At 45.4% G+C, this 18,501-nt stretch carries 16 protein-coding genes; 6 read left to right on the forward strand and 10 right to left on the reverse strand.

Features of this window, described 5'->3' with window-relative positions:
- Positions 1-20: 20 nt before the first annotated feature.
- From A9237_RS14800 to A9237_RS14810, 3 genes are all read right to left on the reverse strand, one after another.
- Positions 21-1,487 carry an HD domain-containing phosphohydrolase gene (locus tag A9237_RS14800; RefSeq protein ID WP_078608726.1) on the reverse strand — a complete coding sequence of 489 codons (1,467 nt, stop codon included), beginning with the start codon at positions 1,485-1,487 and terminating at the stop codon, positions 21-23.
- Positions 1,488-2,011: 524 nt separating this feature from the next.
- Entirely contained in the window at positions 2,012-3,733 is a 1,722-nt protein-coding gene (locus A9237_RS14805; RefSeq protein WP_078608484.1) for a solute:sodium symporter family transporter, read from the reverse strand.
- Positions 3,734-3,866: 133 nt separating this feature from the next.
- Positions 3,867-5,969: an alpha-galactosidase gene (locus tag A9237_RS14810; RefSeq protein WP_078608485.1), complete on the reverse strand. Its 2,103-nt coding sequence runs from the start codon at positions 5,967-5,969 to the stop codon at positions 3,867-3,869.
- 232 nt (positions 5,970-6,201) lie between these two features.
- On the opposite strand from A9237_RS14810, the gene A9237_RS14815 reads away from it, so the two are divergent.
- Complete coding sequence (locus A9237_RS14815) at positions 6,202-7,263, forward strand: LacI family DNA-binding transcriptional regulator (RefSeq protein WP_078608486.1); 1,062 nt, start codon at positions 6,202-6,204, stop codon at positions 7,261-7,263.
- 143 nt (positions 7,264-7,406) lie between these two features.
- On the opposite strand, the gene A9237_RS14820 is transcribed toward A9237_RS14815, so the two are convergent.
- Both A9237_RS14820 and A9237_RS14825 read right to left on the reverse strand, forming a co-directional pair.
- A complete protein-coding gene (locus A9237_RS14820) occupies positions 7,407-7,706 on the reverse strand; it encodes a hypothetical protein (protein WP_005438842.1) in 300 nt (99 codons plus the stop codon).
- Positions 7,707-7,906: 200 nt separating this feature from the next.
- Positions 7,907-8,137, reverse strand: a complete 231-nt coding sequence (locus A9237_RS14825) for a hypothetical protein (RefSeq protein WP_020196940.1) — start codon at positions 8,135-8,137, stop codon at positions 7,907-7,909.
- A 176-nt stretch (positions 8,138-8,313) separates the two neighbouring features.
- On the opposite strand from A9237_RS14825, the gene A9237_RS14830 reads away from it, so the two are divergent.
- From A9237_RS14830 to A9237_RS14840, 3 genes are all read left to right on the forward strand, one after another.
- Entirely contained in the window at positions 8,314-9,717 is a 1,404-nt protein-coding gene (locus A9237_RS14830; RefSeq protein ID WP_078608487.1) for an aminotransferase-like domain-containing protein, read from the forward strand.
- Positions 9,718-9,801: 84 nt separating this feature from the next.
- Positions 9,802-10,023 (forward strand): hypothetical protein, encoded by a 222-nt coding sequence (locus tag A9237_RS14835; protein WP_009706870.1) that lies wholly within the window; start codon positions 9,802-9,804, stop codon positions 10,021-10,023.
- Between the two features lie 31 nt (positions 10,024-10,054).
- Positions 10,055-10,414, forward strand: a complete 360-nt coding sequence (locus A9237_RS14840) for a hypothetical protein (RefSeq protein ID WP_038896603.1) — start codon at positions 10,055-10,057, stop codon at positions 10,412-10,414.
- 129 nt (positions 10,415-10,543) lie between these two features.
- Here A9237_RS14840 and asnS read toward each other — a convergent pair whose 3' ends face one another.
- Both asnS and A9237_RS14850 read right to left on the reverse strand, forming a co-directional pair.
- The gene (asnS, locus tag A9237_RS14845; RefSeq protein ID WP_009706868.1) at positions 10,544-11,944 is read right to left on the reverse strand and encodes an asparagine--tRNA ligase; all 1,401 of its coding nucleotides are present in this window, start codon (positions 11,942-11,944) and stop codon (positions 10,544-10,546) included.
- A 186-nt stretch (positions 11,945-12,130) separates the two neighbouring features.
- Positions 12,131-13,756, reverse strand: a complete 1,626-nt coding sequence (locus tag A9237_RS14850) for a methyl-accepting chemotaxis protein (RefSeq protein WP_078608488.1) — start codon at positions 13,754-13,756, stop codon at positions 12,131-12,133.
- Between the two features lie 531 nt (positions 13,757-14,287).
- Between A9237_RS14850 and queD the strand changes: the two genes are divergently transcribed.
- The gene (gene queD, locus A9237_RS14855; protein WP_005376896.1) at positions 14,288-14,650 is read left to right on the forward strand and encodes a 6-carboxytetrahydropterin synthase QueD; all 363 of its coding nucleotides are present in this window, start codon (positions 14,288-14,290) and stop codon (positions 14,648-14,650) included.
- A 131-nt stretch (positions 14,651-14,781) separates the two neighbouring features.
- On the opposite strand, the gene A9237_RS14860 is transcribed toward queD, so the two are convergent.
- Positions 14,782-15,567, reverse strand: a complete 786-nt coding sequence (locus tag A9237_RS14860; protein ID WP_078608489.1) for a response regulator transcription factor — start codon at positions 15,565-15,567, stop codon at positions 14,782-14,784.
- 265 nt (positions 15,568-15,832) lie between these two features.
- On the opposite strand from A9237_RS14860, the gene A9237_RS27350 reads away from it, so the two are divergent.
- Positions 15,833-15,970: a hypothetical protein gene (locus tag A9237_RS27350; RefSeq protein ID WP_009706865.1), complete on the forward strand. Its 138-nt coding sequence runs from the start codon at positions 15,833-15,835 to the stop codon at positions 15,968-15,970.
- 55 nt (positions 15,971-16,025) lie between these two features.
- Here A9237_RS27350 and A9237_RS14865 read toward each other — a convergent pair whose 3' ends face one another.
- Both A9237_RS14865 and tpdA read right to left on the reverse strand, forming a co-directional pair.
- Positions 16,026-16,493: a GNAT family N-acetyltransferase gene (locus A9237_RS14865; protein WP_009706864.1), complete on the reverse strand. Its 468-nt coding sequence runs from the start codon at positions 16,491-16,493 to the stop codon at positions 16,026-16,028.
- Between the two features lie 107 nt (positions 16,494-16,600).
- A complete protein-coding gene (gene tpdA, locus A9237_RS14870; RefSeq protein WP_078608490.1) occupies positions 16,601-18,316 on the reverse strand; it encodes a cyclic di-GMP phosphodiesterase TpdA in 1,716 nt (571 codons plus the stop codon).
- Positions 18,317-18,501: the final 185 nt, after the last annotated feature.

The following is an 18,501-nucleotide window of genomic DNA, read 5'->3' on the forward strand; positions in this document are numbered from 1 at the left end:
ATAAGAGGGGGGATAAATAACTAAGCGGCTATGTTTTGCTCATCTTGATATTGATGAGCGATATGTTGAAATTGTGTTTCGACAGCAAGAAAAGCATCGACGATTTGAGGGTCGAAATGTTTACCACTGCCTTCAAGAATGATCGCTTTCGCCTTGTCATGACTGAACGCTGGCTTGTAAACGCGTTTTGAAATTAGCGCGTCGTAGACATCTGCCAACGCCATGAGTCGACCAGATAGTGGGATTGCTTCTCCCGAAAGTTGGTTCGGATAACCGCTTCCATCCCACTTTTCGTGGTGTGTTAGCGCGATCTCTTTCGCAACTCGCAAAAATGAGCTACTTCCTAGCTGTTTTTCTGCAATTGACAACGCTTCGGCACCAATTTCAGCATGGCCCTTCATGATCTCAAACTCTTCATCGGTCAATTTTCCCGGTTTGAGTAACACGCTATCAGGCACGCCGACTTTACCCACATCGTGAAGTGGGGCCGATTTATACAACAGTTCAATGTAATTGGGAGTGAGTAACATACGATGCTGTTCAAACTGACTTAAGTGCTCTGCCAGCACTTTGACGTATTCCTGCGTTCGCATGATATGTGCGCCAGTTTCGTTATCGCGAGACTCTGCCAAGGCAGATAAGCTGACAATGGCAACGTCACGCGTCGTTTTCACCTCGTCTTGCGAAACTTGCAAGCTGTCTAGCATTTGGTTGGTGAGACAGGCCATTGAGCCCAGCTCATCATGTTGGAATACAGGAAGGCGTTGAGTCACCTTGCCTTGAGTGACTTCCAATAATGCTTGTTCTTGACTAAACAAAATCTTCCGCATTAAGCGAGTCCAAAGAATCATTATCGCGATCACATATCCACCAACGACAAGAGCTATGTAAACCAGCTCCTTAATGAAACTAATTTTCCCTAATCCATTGGCGATTTGTTCCGGATTCTGTTCTAGCCAATAAATGTCTTTTACAGCGACCATGGTCAAAATCGCCGTTAAGGTAATCAGCAAAGCGATCATCATCCCGATCATCTGTTTGACCATAGATTGACGTTGCCCTGAGAGGACAAAATCGAATTGGTTTTGCTGGCGCAAGTCATTAAATTGAGCCAATTTGCTTTGCAGTTGAAGGATAGAACCTGTCAGGAAGCCAAATAGCCCCATGCCAAACAAGACCTTTACATTGCTATCGAACGTAAAGTCATACTGAAGGTTGTAATAAGCCGCGAAAGGGATGCTAACCGCAGTAAATAAAATCGTATCCAGCTTAGCTTGGCGGTTTTGTGCAATTAGCGGGTGTGTCGCGAGAATAAAGTGGCGCACTAAATAAATGAAGGTAAACACCACGGCGCAGTGCAAAATGACTTCGTAAACGCTGAGCGTACTGAGCATCGGACATACGCGTCCGCCATAGGTGCCAAAAAAGAATGCAGCGGCCAAATAAAGTTGCAATGTAAGCGGTGCGTTGTAGTTAGTATTCGCCATGATTAACCTTTCTAGGAACATCTTCAGCATCACTATTTTCACACTTGGTTGCGCTTCTAGAGAGGAATTTGGTGATGTTATCGATGCTGTTGATTGATCTGTCACTTGTAAAATCAAAGACCTGCGATTCTAGCGATAGATTTCATTAAGCGCTATAAGGACAGATAAAGGGAAGCGGGGTGCATCTTTAACTTGAAAGTAAAACCGCAATTAGACGCTGCCTAAAAGGGACTTCATTGATGTGAACAGGCAGGCGAATAGAAGGTTGCATGAATATCGAGATTTCTAGGTTTTATAAAGCCTGACGATGTATTTGTTTGGTTTATTTAAAGTGCCCCAAGGATTGTCTTTCTCCATGTGTTCGATGTTCTGATGTTGCGTTTACCTCGAAAAATCCGAAAGGTTAAAAAGTACCTCGAGGAGACATTTCTTTCCTCAAAAGCTCGTTGTTGATGACGAAGTTTCGGTAGAAAACAAAAATCGGAGCCAGTGCTCCGATTTTTATGTGTGTAATCTAAGTCGACTTAAGGCATGTACATGTCATTGAGCTTTGACACTTCTTTGTGCTTTCTGCGTTTGATGAAGTAGTTAGAAACCACACCGAACATCAACACCAGACCACAGAAGCCGTACACTTGCATGATAGTCGGATCGCTTGAGACAAAACCGAAGTCTGAAAACATCACGTAAGCGCCCAATACCATGTAGATGATGACCGCTGATGCTTCGAAGCGGAATGACCATGGCGTCACATCGATATTCTCATTCACTGGCATTACGTAGTCTGTATCACGCGGCATGAAGTGACCAATCGCAAACATCAGAGCAGTACACACGACGAATAGAATCGCTAATTGGTGTAGGAAGTGAATTGGTGTACCAAAGACCAATTGCATCGCAGCGTAAGAGCTAACAAACACGACCAAAGCAACTTTAGCGGCAATAGCAGGAACACGTTTTGAAATGTAGCCCACAAACACGATGGTGAAGATAGGCACACTAAAGAAGCCCGCAACCATTTGTAGGTATTGGAACAAGCCTTCTGGTGCGTACATGATGAAAGGGGCAATACAGACCGAAATGATCGCAATGATAACGCCGAAAATACGACCTTTCCCGACCAACTCTTCATCCGATTTGCCTTTGCCAAATAGTGGCTTGTAAACGTTCAAAGCAAACAAGGTGGTTGAGCTGTTCAATACACCGTTAAAGGTACTCAGGATTGCGCCGAACATGACCGCAACGAAGAAACCAACAAGCGGCTTAGGCAACACTTCGTTCACCAAGCGTGTGTACATCGTATCTGGGTTGCCCGCATCTGCGCCAAACATATGGAACGCAATGATTCCGGGAATGATTAGGAAAAGTGGAGAGATAACTTTAATCGCACCCGCCAGAATCACACCTTTCTGACCTTCTTTCAGGTTCTTCGCGCCAAGTGCACGTTGGATAATTGATTGGTCAGTACCCCAGTAGTATAAGTTCACCAACAATAGACCTGTGAACAGGGTAGAGAACGGCAGTGGATCGGTCTCTTTACCTACGGATTGCAGCTTTTCTGGTGCGGCTGTCAACAATACGTCCAAACCTTCCATAAAGTTACCGCCGCCTAATGCCATCAGACCAAATACAGGGATCATCAAACCACCGGTGATCAAGCCTACGCCGTTGATCGTGTCTGCAATTACCACGGCTTTTAGACCGCCGTAAATCGCGTAGAAGAAACCCAGCAAACCGATAGTGGCAGAAATAAGGGCAATAGAGCTGAACTCAGAAATGCCCAGTAAACCTTGTACATCAAAGATTTCACCCAGTACCACTGCGCCAGCGTAAAGAGTGGTAGGTAGAATGTTGATGACGTATTGGCACAAGAACAACAGGGTAACGAACTTCTTCACCGACATGTCGTAACGGCTTTCTAAGAAGTCTGGAATAGTGGTGATGCCTTGCTTGAGGTAGCGAGGAACAAGCAGAAGCGCAATGATAACCAGTGTGACGCCAGAGGCCACTTCCCAGCCCATCACACTCATGTTGTGGGTGTAGGATTGTGCACTCATGCCAACGAAGCTGGTGGCACTCAAGTTGGTCAGAATCAAAGAGCTGGCAATCAGCCCGCCTGTTAAGCTTCGTCCACCAAGGAAGAAGCCATCTTGAGAGGTGTTTTTATCGTTTTTAACTTTGCTGTAAGTGAACACCACAACAAAGCCTGTAAACAGCAAGAACGAAAGTAATACTGTAATAGACATTTTGTTTCCTTAACAAGTTAAGCAATTAAGTTTTGCTTGTTAGTTGTAGGGTGTCCCTCTAGCGCGTATAGGAGTGTTTTATCAGGAACAACGCGAAGTTGAAACCCGGTCACTAGAGGGCACAGATAGAGGTTTAAATTTTCTTAAGGTGAACAATCAGTGCCGATTCTGGGTCGAGAATCGGAAGTGTCACCCCAATTTCCTTTAAGTTATCGCCACTTAGTGTCAGGGTTTTGTCTAGCCATTGCGGACGTTGCTTCATCAACTGGAAGCTGGTTTTTGGCATTTCAACAATCTTGACTTCGTAACGGGCGTCTTCATCCGCACAGCTAACGCGAAGTGGAGATGGCAGCGCATGACTTGGCATGGCCAACTGACACACCGTAATCAGCATTTCTTGTCCGTTCTCAACGCCATAGATGTTCTGGTTTTGATCGGCAGGATCGATGCGGAAAGTACGTCCAGAATGAAGCAAATCGCGATACTGTTTGTGCAGTTGAATGTAATGAGCAAACGCTTGTTTTTCTTCCGCGCTTTCTTTTACTGGATCGAGTTCCACACCCATGTGACCACTTAACGCCGTCACGCCACGCATGTTGATCGCATGGCGACGATTGGTTGAGTGACACTCTGCAGGACCAATGTGAGCGCCCATAACTTCAGGTGGGAAGAAGTAGCTCATACCACGTTGAATCGCTTGACGTTCCAGCGCATCGTTACAATCAGAAGCCCAGAAACGGTGAGTGCGTTTAAGGATTTCAAAATCAATACGACCACCACCCGAAGAGCAAGACTCAATTTCAACCGCAGGGTGTGCTGCTTGAAGCTCGTCTAACAAGCGGTAAAGCGCTTTCGTTTGACCATGCACAGCAGGTTTACCTTGATGCCCTGGTTGAACCAATTCACGGTTCATATCCCATTTCAGGTAGCCGATGTTGTAGCGAGTCAGCAAGTCATTCAAACGCTCAAACAGGTAGTTGAAGCAATCTTGATTTTGCAAATCCAACACGTATTGCCAGCGACCTGAAGGCTGGTGGTAGCCTTGCAGACTCAATACCCAATCTGGATGTTGGCGATAGAGGTTTGAGTCTTGGCTGACCATCTCTGGCTCAACCCAAAGACCAAATTCCATGCCTTTGTTGTTTACGTGCTCGATGACAGGCTCAAGACCATTCGGGTACTTCGTTTCATCCAAGTACCAATCACCAAGCGCTGCGCGTTCGCCATCACGACCAATGAACCAGCCATCGTCAATGATGAAGCGCTCGACACCCATCTCAGCGGCTTCGGTTGCCATCTGCATGATGTATTCGGGTTTATGATCGAAGTAGATGCCTTCCCACGTGTTTAAGTGAACAGGGCGAGGTTTGTTGTTTGGAAATTGGATAATATTGGCACGAACAAACTCGTGGAATCGATCTGATATTCCATTCAACCCCGAGTTACTGTATGTCGCGTAAAGCCATGGTGATTGGTAGGTTTCACCGCTTTGTAGACGCGTTTCACCAGACAGTAGCAGTTCACCAGCTTGAACAAAGCGACGACCGTCACTGCGAACATCGGCACGAAGTTGGTGGTTACCACTCCAACCAAGATGGAAGCCCCAAACTTGCCCCAATTGTTCACTAAAGCCATTAGTGCCCGCGAACAAACCTGGGTAGTTTTCGTGAGAGGTGCGACCGCGACGGTTTTCTTGCATAAAGCCACCATGCTCAAAGCTCAAACGCTGAGTTTGAAACTCATGGCACCATCGACCGTGGAACGTCATCAGTTCGTTTGCATGGTTAGGAAGTGGCAGGGTAGAGGAGAGCTTACCTAAGCAATACTCACCGGCAGTCGTATTTTTTACGGTGATGCGTTTCTGTACCACATCACTGTTAAAGTCCAGTTTTAGCGCAATCAATAATTCAAGACCCGCAATGTCATCTTGCAGAGTAAATGTCGCGCTGTTGTCATCGTGTTCAATGGATGTGGTTGTGAACACGGGAGCCCAGTCTTCGCCATTGCGATGCCCTTCAATCCCAGGCGCATTAAAGTGACCACTACCAAGCTCAGGACAAAGTGATAGGGGTACGTCGACATCAAGACGAGCCTGCGAGATAGGACGTTCGGTTGAGAGCATTAAATCGGGATCGATCTGAGCGATCTTGGATCCCCAATGAAGGATTTCAGGAACACGATCCACTTTAATGATCATGCTGTGATTCTTGGATTTTAAGTGAACAATTTTTTGCATGTTGTTTCTCTGTTTTCGCAAACATTTAATCTGCAAATAATCATGCGCTTGTTTGGTTTTATTTCGATTGAGTAGCCGTTTAAATGTGACTTTGAACAGGTTCTAGAACGCGGTTTTGTGTGCTAGATCTGCTGTTTTCGGGAACATTTTTTCATGTTTTTTACGACATTGTTCACGAGAACATTCGAATGAATTTGGTAGAGTGAACAGCAAATCAGAATAGGAGAACGCAGTGGCAGTCACGTTTAAAGATGTTGCACGATTAGCTGGGGTTTCGACGCAAACCGTATCACGCGTAACTAATGGCGCGGATAACGTCGCAGAAGAAACACGAAAACGAGTCAACGACGCAATCAAAAAGCTTGGATACGTGCCGAACAAAGGGGCACAAATGTTGAGCCGAGCGAAGTCGCGGATCATCGGTATTGTCTCTTTGGATATCTCATTGCACGGTGTGGCTCTTATTGCTAATGGCGTTCGCAATCAAGCGCATGAGATGGATTACGCGACGGCGCTGGCAGTGTTAGGTGACAACTCCATTGAGGAATTCCGTAGCGCAATCCGAGAACTCATTGCCCAGCAAGTTGATGCTATTATCATCAACGCCCCGGTTACCAGAGAGATGGCAGAGAACCTTGTGGAGCAGTTCAGTCAGCTCACGCTGGTTTTTATTGATGTACCAGAGGGGACGCCCGTCAATTCCCTCAGTTGTGATCATAAAGCTGGAGCAAATTTGGCGATCTCTCATTTGATCGAACACAGGCGCGAATCCTTTGTCTGCATTTCTGGACCTGAGGCATCCACGGCTTCTCAGATTCGTTATCAAGAGTGGCAATCGCAGATTCAGCAACATGAATTGGTGCAAGCGGCGTACTATGAGGGAGATTGGCAAGCAGCCAGTGGATACAACGCCATTAAAGATGCCGTGTTAAAAGGTGTATCTTTTGATGCTGTATTGGTGGCGAATGATCAAATGGCGCTTGGTGTGTTATGCGCGCTTTCGGAAGCAGGAATTAATGTACCTAAAACTGTCTCTGTGGTTGGGTTCGATGGCATTCAAGACAGCCAGTTTTTCTCACCTCCTCTGACTACGGTTAAGCAAGATTTCAATGAACTTGGACGAAGGGCGGTCAAACTAGTATTGAGCCAGATGGAGAAAGGGCAAGGCGTTGTTTCAGAAGTTTTGCCGGTCAGCTTGGTTGAACGGCAAAGCACATCAGCAAAGGCGGATACACTTTATGACAAACAAGAAATACTGGCGCACTTAGAGAACATACGCCGTCTGTTACCATAGTGGAGCTTTCTGCCAATGAGCTAATCGTTGAAAGTTCAATGTTGGCTGGGGTGAAACTAGGCCAAAAATTATATCGGCAGACATAAGAAAGCCCCGACATTGCGGGGCTCCATTTTTGTCTCTGATGTTAACAAGCGCAGAGCTTATTTCTTCAGATTCATTTCAGATTCGTGTGCATTGGTTTCGATGTCTGGGTTAGAAGACAGCTTACCTGTTGCCCAGTCATTCATGTGCTTAAGAATCGCTTTTAGGGCATGCTTTTCTGTTGGCGCTTCAGAGGCTTCTACTTCTAGTTTTTGCTTAGGGTGAGAACCTGTCGCGTCTTCAGCTACGTGCAGCCAATCTGGGTGCCAGTAATAAGGCTGACCTGACGAAGTGCTCCAAGAGTGAACACCGTTAGATTCGCCTTTGTATTGGATATCGTTTTCGTTGTATTTCGTCATTATTATCGTCTCTCATAGTCATGAGTTGAGGTGTGCGTCACCATTACACTATAAATGTAACAGATGTTATCGGAATTAATGTGACTGCTATCGATTTATCTTGCTGATAAATAATCCAATCCGCTGCACAGCTCTCATTCAGATAGATTTATTGATTCTTCATGGCAATAACCACCTGAAAAATAGGTACTTAATTTACCCTATTGCCCGTTCAGATGCTTGATGATCGCCGCTTTCGCATGTTCTTCTGTCGCGGTTTCACCCTCAGGTACCTCTAACTCAGCCTTAGGGTGAACGCCCAGTGCGTCTTCTGCAATGTGAAGCCAGTCTGGATGCCAGTAGTAAGGGTTGTTGCCTTCTGGGTGATCCCAACTGTGAACGCCTTTATGTACACCTCGATAAGAGAGGTCATCCATCGTAAACATTTTCATCATTTCCTCCCGCAGAATTTCATGCCTTTGAAAGTATGGAACATAAATTCTCATTTCGTAACGGGAATTGATATCACTAAGATTGATTAATTACGTTTCGAGTTTGATAAGTGTGATGTCGTTATAAAGGCGCGAAGTATGCTAATGTGCGCTCGATAGTCAGGAATGAGGGAAGCATGAACCGATATCGCCAACTGGCTGAGTTGTTTAAATCTCAGATCCAACAAAATACATGGAGAGCAGGAGAAAAACTGCCCTCGGTGCGAATGACGAGTCGTAACCATTCGGTGAGCGCAGGAACGGTACTGCAAGCCTATCAATTGCTCGAAGCGCAAGGGTGGGTGATCGCTAAACCTCAGTCTGGTTACTTTGTGACAGCTGAGTTGGATAGGCTAGAGCCAAAGAGCGCAGAGAAAAACGTATATCGTGCCTCGGTTAATGATGAGCTTTATGATTTTTTGAAACATCAAGGGTCACCAGAGTCGATTAAGCTTGGTTCAGCTTTTCCGGATCCAGCCTTGTTCCCGTTGGAAGCGTTAAACCGTAACCTCGCCAGTTCTGGGCGAAAAATGGGGCCTGATACGCTGTTAGATAATCTTCCTCCAGGCAGTGAATCGCTGCGTCGCCTGATTGCGCAGCGCTACATTCAACAAGGCCTGAACTTAACCCATGACGATATCGTGATTACTTCTGGCGCATTAGAGGCACTGAACCTTAGCTTACAAGCAGTGACTCGTCCTGGAGATACAGTTGTGATTGAATCGCCGACCTTCTATGGGGCGCGACAAGCGATTGAACGTCTCGGTTTGAACGTAATTGAGATCCCTGTTGATGCGCAGTATGGCCACTCGATAGAGCAACTAGAATGGGCGTTTACCAATAGCGATGTACGCGCTTGCTGGTTGATGACGAACTTTCATAATCCGACAGGTACTTCGCTTTCTGAACAGAACAAGCAGCGTATTGTCGAGCTTGCGAACCAGTATGATGTGTATCTGATCGAGGATGACGTCTATGCTGAGCTCTACTTCGCAGATAAAAAACCGGCATCACTGAAAAGCTTCGATACCCAAGAGCGAGTGCTTCACTGTGGTTCACTATCAAAAAGCCTTTGTCCAGGTTATCGCTTGGGGTGGGTGGTTAACAAACGCTTTAATGAACCGATTCAAAAACTGCAGTTAATGTCGACGCTCTCTGGCAGCGCGCCTATCCAACAGGGCGTGGCGCATTATCTTCAAAACGACAGTTACGATAATCATCTAAGAAAGTTACGTAGAACGTTGCAGCAGCGACAAGAACGCTTCGTTGCCCTCATCAAAACATACCTTCCTCAGACAGTGAATTATCACCTACCTTCGGGTGGGTATTTCTTGTGGCTAGAACTGCCTCAAGGTGTGGATAGTAAACAACTTTATCAAACACTCTTGAAAGAGCAGGTGACCGTGGCTTATGGAAAATTGTTTTCTGTCGACGAGAAGCTTGAGCACTATTTGAGGTTGAATACTTCTTTTGCCGATAGCGAGCATTTAGAGAGTGCGATCAAAAAGTTAGGCAGCCTTGTGCGCGAAGCAACTGTTTAGTGTTTTTTTGGTCAAACTGTATCAGCGCTTTTCCAACCAGCTGTGCTTCAATCATCACTAGAAACCTCTATACAAGGAGTGATGATGAAAAAGCAGTTGGTAAAACATGAGTTACGATTGATCGCAGTAGCGGTTTTTAGCGCTTTCTTGTTGGTGTTTGCTCACCTTATTTTAGCGAAATCTTTTTCTCATATGGCGTGGACGGAGTACACAGCCGCCGTTATTCCCTTTATTATGTTTGGCTTGTGCGTGTTAGGTGTGAAATACGCAGCTAACGCTGATAAAGATGATGAGAGTGAGCCTTAACGACTCATTACAAACAATAGGGAAGAGCGGAATGAAGAGAGTGTTATCACTTGCGCTGTGCCTTGCGGCATTTGGTGCTTCAGCGAGCCAAAATAGTGAGCCCAAGTCAGTCACGTTGAACTACGACCAAACCCAGCTTGTTGCTGAGATTCAACCAGACAATCACTTTGAAGCTCGAATTGACAATGAACAAGAACGCATCGACTTTTCTGGTTCTGTCGATAAGCTCCATCCAGATTACACGCTGGAAGTTTCCGTGATACAAGCAAGTAAGCTTCAACGCTCTACCGCTCAGGTCAATACGAAAGTACTGATAAAGCAAGGTGAAAGACAATCGCCTTTGACCATCGGCAGCGTCAACGGCAAGAACGTGAGTGTGTCACTTAACTGATTTACTTTAATGAGTTGTTTTCGCAGCTGAGAAAACAGCATTCAAAAGTACAGTAGTTGACGTTTGCTTAAGACAAAATAAAAGACCTCCAAATGGGAGGTCTTTTTAATTCTGTATCACTCTAGGTGATTAGAAGTTCGCAGAGCGAGGAGTACGTGGGAATGGGATCACGTCACGAACGTTGCCCATACCAGTTACGTAAGATACTAGACGCTCAAAGCCTAGACCGAAGCCTGCGTGTGGCACTGTGCCGTAACGACGTAGGTCGCGGTACCAGCTCATGTGCTCAGGGTCGATACCCACTTCACGCATACGTGCATCTAGGATGTCTAGACGCTCTTCACGTTGAGAACCACCGATGATTTCGCCGATGCCTGGTGCTAGTACATCCATTGCTGCAACTGTTTTACCGTCATCGTTAGCACGCATGTAGAATGCTTTGATGTCTTTCGGGTAGTTCTTAACGATTACAGGCGCTTTGAAGTGTTCTTCAGCAAGGAAACGCTCGTGCTCAGAAGACATGTCGATACCCCATTCAACTGGGAATTCGAACTCACGACCTGAATCAAGAAGGATCTGGATTGCGTCAGTGTAGTCAACTTGCGCGAAGTCAGAAGAAACGAACTGCTCTAGGCGAGTGATCGCTTCTTTGTCGATGCGTTGAGCAAAGAACTCAAGGTCATCACGACACTCTGCAAGCACTGCTTTGAACACGAACTTCAGCATGTCTTCAGCCAGTTTAGCCACGTCGTCTAGTTCTGCAAACGCTACTTCAGGCTCAACCATCCAGAATTCCGCTAGGTGGCGGCTTGTGTTTGAGTTTTCAGCACGGAAAGTAGGACCGAACGTGTAAACTTTGCTTAGTGCACAAGCGTAAGCTTCTGCGTTTAGCTGACCAGATACAGTTAGGAACGTTTCTTTACCGAAGAAATCTTCGTTGTAATCTACTTTGCCTTCTTCAGTGCGAGGTAGGTTTTCCATGTCTAGCGTAGATACGCGGAACATTTCACCAGCACCTTCAGCATCTGAAGCAGTGATTAGTGGCGCAGATACCCAGAAGTAACCTTGCTCGTGGTAGAAGCGGTGGATCGCTTGAGATAGACAGTTACGTACACGTGCTACTGCACCGATTACGTTTGTGCGCGGACGTAGGTGCGCTACTTCACGTAGGTACTCGATAGAGTGACGAGTTTTTGCCATTGGGTAAGTGTCAGCATCTTCAACCCAGCCTACAACTTTAACGTCTGTTGCTGCTAGTTCGAAGTCTTGACCTTTCGCAGGAGAGGCAACAATCTTACCAGTTACTTCAACAGAACAGCCAGTAGTTAGCTTTAGTACTTCGTTGTCGTAATTATTAAGATTATTAGGGACCACGGCCTGAATCGGGTCGAAACAAGAGCCGTCATAAATGGCAAGGAAAGAGATTCCAGCTTTGGAATCACGACGTGAACGGATCCAGCCACGAACAGTTACTTCACTGTCTACTGCTAGCTGACCTTTCAAAACGTCTGATACAGGCGCGTAAGTCATGTTTTCAATATTCTCCATTGAGGTAAAAATTCAACTCAACACTTAAAAGTGCCTGTCTCACAACAAAATTGTTTAAAAAACAAGCGAAGTGTTGAGTTGGATAGAATTTTTTAGATTCATCGAAACATATTACCTGTCAAATCGTCAGCTTCAACCTTTATATTCATTTTGGAGGGGAGAATTTTCCTATTTACTCCTCCTTTGTTCCTCCGACAGGGTAAATTGGTTAAGTAATGACTCCAAACGCTCAGAAAGGTGTTCTAAATCGACGCTGATTTCGCGAGTATGCGATGCGGATTGAGAGGTCTCGTTAGCGTGCAAGGTAATCGTGTCGACTTTCGCCTGAATATGTTTACTCACACCGGAAGTGGTTTGAGTCTGCTGCTGAATGTTTTCGGCGTGCTTCAACACTTGATGCATTTCATCCACCACGTTTCTCATTGTTGCCGACAACGCTTCGACATCGACAGAGCGTTGATGGGCAAATTCACACACACTATCGACCGAACTGAGAGACTCTTCGCTGCCTTGTTGGAATTGCGAAATGATGGTTTCGATATTGCTGGTGGCTTCCGCTGTACGGGAGGCAAGATTACGCACTTCATCAGCGACGACAGCAAAACCTCGGCCTTGGTCGCCTGCGCGCGCTGCTTCTATCGCGGCATTAAGAGCCAGTAGGTTGGTTTGCTCTGCAATACCTTTGATCACGCCAAGAATAGAAGACACCTCTTCCGTTTGCTGATTTAACGTCGTTATCTTTTCACGCACTTTGTCGATGTCGGTGACTAAGCTCTTGATGTCTTCGCTGACATGATGAGCTTGGCCAGCGCTGCTTGTTGCGACATCAACGGTGTGATTGACTAACGTTGTGGCGTCAATGGTCGCTTGTTCAACAACCCCTTGTTGGTCAAGCATACCAGTGATGTTGGTCTGGACTTCGTTGGTTTCAACTTGTTGATTATCGGCGGCCTCATCAGTGGATTGAGCAACATCGGTGAGTCTATTTGCTGAACCTGCGAGGGAGTGTGAGGTCTCGCGAACTTGTTCGAGGCTTTCACAGACCGTATCCATAAAGGAGTTGATAGAATCGGACAGTTGTCCAACTTCATCCTTTTGATTGTGTTCCAAACGTTTAGAGAGATCTTTGCTGGCACTCACGTTAGACATAAATCGTGAGGTTTTCTGAATAGGGCGAACAATGATCTTGCGAATCAGCCCCATGGTGATCAAGAAACCGACAAACGCGATCACCGACATGATGCTCATCGCAAACATGGCTTGCTTGTTAATCAGCGAGTTGACGTGGTTCATATTGTACTCAAGACGAATTGCACCAAGAACTTCACCCTCCGGAGCGATATGGCAAGAAACACAGTTCGTACCGCGGTAGTTTTCGCTCGACTTCATCGGTAACGCAACAACCAAGCCTTTTCCCCAGTCTGCACTGATTGGCTCAATCACTAACTCTCCGCTAAGCGCACGTTGGTCTATATCATCAACAGGCTTTTGATTGGCATCACCAGGCCCATAGAATTTGGAGACGGTATCAGCACGTAAGACGCGCACCTGCTCTATGCCTTCTTGAGCTAGGGCTTTTTGACGCAACGTTTCTTTCTGCGACATGGTGCCGGTTAGCATCATCATATTTAGGCTATCGAAATAGTTGCTTGCCTTATCGTGGAGCTGTTCACTAAGGACATCATTGATGAGCGTTTTTTGTTGATAGTATTGGTAGCCCGTCGATACCGCGAGTACACAAGTGAACACCGCGATAAGAGCGAGTAGGAGCTTGAAGGTTATAGTTGAGCGCATATTTTTATAAGTGTATTTGGAACGAACGCCACAATATTAAGGGGTTAGCGAAATTTGAGCGATGAATAGCCCGAATGAATGTGACCCCAAACAGAGTAGGGTTATGTAAATGTGATGTAAGTAGTGTGTAATCAATTGTTTGGCGTGGTGCCAAAAATGCGACAGTGAAAAAAAGGGGCTCAAATTGGGTCAGTAATTTACGCCTTTAACCCATCGTTAACCCGAAATAGGTTAGGGTAGCGTCTGTTTTCACACGTTTATTTCAAACGCGCGTGTGAGGGCACGGGTAATCTAACCACCGGCCCTGCGTTAGATTCCTAAACCATCACTTTTCTGGCATTTTCCAGACTTTGGCAATCATCTCCTCATAGGTGATTGCCTTTTTTATTTTTGAGGATTTTGTGTGATGACATCCTCGCTGACCGACTTTAGCGATTGCGCTCGTAAGCTTTGTGGCAGCTATTGATAAAGGTTGTCATTAAAGGGTGAATTCCTTAGTATTGCGTGTCTTTTTAAAGCCTGAGAATCAAGATGAAAACAGAATTATACAAAGAGTTTATGTTCGAAGCGGCACACCACTTGCCACACGTACCAGAAGGTCACAAGTGTGGACGCTTACACGGGCACTCTTTCCTTGTTCGTCTTTATGTAGAAGGTGAAGTAGATCCGCATACAGGTTGGGTTGTTGATTTCGCAGAGATCAAAGCGGCATTCAAGCCAATTTACAATCGCCTCGACCACTACTACTTGAACGATATTGAAGGTCTGGAAAACCCGACTAGTGAAGTACTAGCGAAGTGGATTTGGCAACAACTTAAGCCAAGCCTGCCTCTACTGAGCAAAGTAGAGATCAAAGAAACCTGTACAGCAGGTTGTATCTACAAGGGTGAGTAAGTTCCCTTTGCATTCCTATTAGAAAGGCAAGCCACTCGGCTTGCCTTTTCTTTATCTGCTTATCTAGAACTGCTCTTTTTTAGCGAGGCTAAATGGCTAACCTAGACCAAATGTCGACAGAGTAAGGTGCGTTAGTAACCTATGCCGTTGCGAAGCGCGAACTGCACCAAATCTGCATGACTATCGAGTTCTAACATATCCAACAGTCGATACTTGTGTGATTCGATAGTTCGAGGGCTCAGGTTCAACTCGGTGGCAATCTCTTTTGCCGATAAGCCTTTCGCCAACAAACCCAGCACATCGCATTGACGGTGACTCAACCTTAGCATTCGATGGTTTTCGTTATCCGTCTTCATATCTGGGCGATGCAAACTGCGGTGAAGCTTTGAGTGCTGCCAGAAGGATAACCACATATGGGAAATGAACGTCACTTGCTCCAACTGCGTTTCGGTTAATCCACAGCGGCCACTACCAAACAAAGTAAAAGACAGTCCGCCCCAACGTTGACCAAATTGAGTTAATGGAATCGTATAGTGGCAACATGCGCCTTGGGCAGAAAGCATACGCAAAACGACAACATCACTAGTGGCGAGCTTGTTTTTGTCGAAGATTTGAATCTCTTCAGAGTTGCCAATCAGGCGCAGGTAGCGCTCACCGTCTTCCACACCGACCTGTTCAGCGGTCAGTATCTTGTGAGGTGCTCGCGCAACGGAAAGGGTCTTCCCTTGATTGAAGAAAAGCATGGAGTTCGGGAACATCGTCATGCGATCGATCTCAAACCAATCCATTGCTTCAAGCATGAATTGTTCGAGTTGGCTTTGACATTCATCTGCATGAGAAGTCGTCAAACTCTTCGCTTGACGCATCATGAGTGCTTCAAAACTGGTTCCTGTCGTTTTACCTATATCGCTGCCCATAAAAACTGGCTCATCTTATCGTTTTTTATAAATGCAGTAATTTTACTCTACATCCTGTTCATATCATTCTGCAGAATGGCTCCCGCATTAATTCGAAGTTTTTCGAATAACATACACTATATCCGTTTTATCTCAAGGAGAGAGTTCACGCACGTATGAGCAAAGAGCTCCAACTGCATGGATATCGTGGCTTTTTTAAAAATTATAGTTATTGGTGAATGGCGAGCAAGTCTCCGCCGCTTAATCATAGTCCGGAGAGGTTTTAATGAAAATGGTAAAACTGCGTTACCGCACAGGCTCACACAGTAGGTGGGTTGAAGTGGTGGTATCAACGTTTGTTGCTGAAGAATTAGCAAAAGAATACACAGGTTACGGCTGGCAAGCGGAAGTAATGGCAGTATGACTTAGTAAATAGGCAGGCTCATAAAGAACCTGCCTATTTTCATCTTAGGGGCAAATCAGCTTAATGCGTGGCGCAAGATCAGCGCTTTTCCACTCTCTTCGTAAATCGTTTTCTGGGTGTTTTCAAACCCCGCCGATTCAAACAGTTTTATACCGACTTTATTTTGGTTTGCGACCGTTGCGCACACCGAGTTGCTCTCCGCATCAATCGCGTAGCCATACATCATCAACTTTTGCAGTGTCGACGTACCAATTCCTTGTTGTTGGAATCGTTTGTCGATCATGATGTAACTCAGGCCCAATTCATGACGCTTCGCAAAAGGAGCGTGTTGAGCAAACGCTTTATCAATCACCAAGTATCCGACGGTTAAGTAGTCGTGGAAGATGGTGTAAAAGACTTCTGATTTCGTCCTATTTTGGTAAGCCTGTTCAAATGGCTTAAAAAATCCTTTTTGATTTTCATGTACTTCCAATTGCATCAAGCTAGCAAAATCCTTTAGCTTGGCAGGTTTAATGGCGATCATGTTCTGAATCTATTCAGAGGCGGTAAACACAATACCGCCATTATAGTTGTGGATATTAAAAGTACGCAATCTGGTTATGTACAGATTTTGTCAATAAATTGAGGGAACTAGCGGCAAAGTGGATAGTAGAAACCTTGATGGATGTGGGCGCCCAATGTGGTGAGGAGATGCGCACATTCTGCAGTTTCAACCCCTTCTACGATAACCGTGCAGTGATAGGTATGACCCATGGCAATGAGCTGGCGTAGTGTCTCTACCTTCTTGTCATCTTGCTTAAGGTTCATCACAAACAAACGGTCAATCTTAAGGTAGTTGGGCGTGATGTGGCTGATAAGCTCAACGTTGTTATTCCCAGTACCAAAATCGTCGATACTGATCTTACAACCCATCTCTTTAAGCTTGCTGATGTTGTCGAAGATTTCTCGGGTGTAATACATTGAGGCGTTCTCGGTGATTTCGATTGTCAGCAATGAGCAATCGAGTTGGTTAAGCTGTCTATACAAACGGGTAAAGTTATGGCCTTCAAGCAGAGAAGGGCACACATTAATGCTCAATGGCGCAAGCAGCGATTTCGAGTCTCCGAAGACGGTTTTGATCACCAGTAGCGTGTGGTTTATCAGCAATCCATTCGCTATCAAACTCTCTATAAAACGTTGAGTGTTTTTAACTTTAAAACGGGACAACACCTCGTAATGGATATTCTGCCGGTTAGACGTATTGTGGATTGGTTCTAGCTTGAGATTAAATTCGCGGATTGCCCACATGTAAGTCAGCAGTGAACGCAGCTTTTTATGCCTGATAGCAAACATTAGTATGAAGCTCAAAATTAAGATGCTCGTAATAGGGCCGGAGACGTAATAGATCTCTTTATAGCCATTGTCGTTGACGTTATAGAGGAAGGACTGCCCACGAGTGTCACCGATTTCTAACGCTGTACCGGTGTTAGTACACACTTTCATCCCGGATAAGAACATGCGAGACATGTGACTCTCAATGTTATTCGACAAATTGATGTTCTTTACTCGAACAAGAACTTGAGCTCCATCGAAAACAAAAGAGTGTGTGGTGTAACTGTCGTTGTTTAACCAAGTCTCACGGTCTCTTTCGTTGACCGGAACCACAGCTTCTGGCGTGACTAAGCAGCGAATATTGTGCTTGTCTGTCATTAAAGCGGACTCAACCAATTGCACGTTATCGAATAAACCACGAAGCTGGTCTTCATGTTCAAAACAGCTGCGCTGAGCAAGGTCGTGGGCAAAGTCCATCGCGCCATCGAAATAGTTCTGTCTGACGATGGTACTGATGGTGTAAAAACACACGGCGACATAAAGCAGCATGGTAAACGTGATAAAAAACAGCAAATTGAAGTAAAGCACACGGCTTCGCAAGCAAATACCTATCGCCATTCTAACGCTGTGCAGTGCGTGTTTGTGGATTCTTGATTGTTGCAGTAGTCCATCTTTTTGCGCATGTTGGCTATCGTAAGGCACAAAATATCCCTTTCGGTGGATGTTTTCGATAAGAGACTTTTGCGTCTCGACGTGGTTCTTCGTCAGTTGTCTGAACTTCTTTCGTATCGACGCAACAGCGTTCTTAAATCCATTTTCCGGCAACATCAAGTGATGTTGCGATGACAACTTCTTTTCGATTTTCCTCTGACTGATAGGCGCGTTTAAGCTACCAAAAGCGGCAATGGTGCTGAGGATTAAATATTCAATTCTGTTGACGGGGATAGCGGAGTGAATGGAGTTATTGAGCTGTAATGAAAGTTCTTTTTCGGACAAGCAAACGCAGATTTGGTTTCCAAGTTCAAACCTAATCATGTGTTAAAGCGCTCCAGGATTATTTTTTGAATACGTTATCAATATTGGGTTAGCAGGTATGTGACCTTCTACGGGCATATCCTAAACTTCTGGATATAGTCGTAATTTTAGATTTTTTTATAAAGCTCAATCTAGAGGGAATTTTTCTTAGGTGAGGTTTTAAAGGAAAAAAGCAAATGAAAAAA

It is taken from the genome of Vibrio owensii, assembly GCF_002021755.1.
Lineage (GTDB): Bacteria > Pseudomonadota > Gammaproteobacteria > Enterobacterales > Vibrionaceae > Vibrio > Vibrio owensii.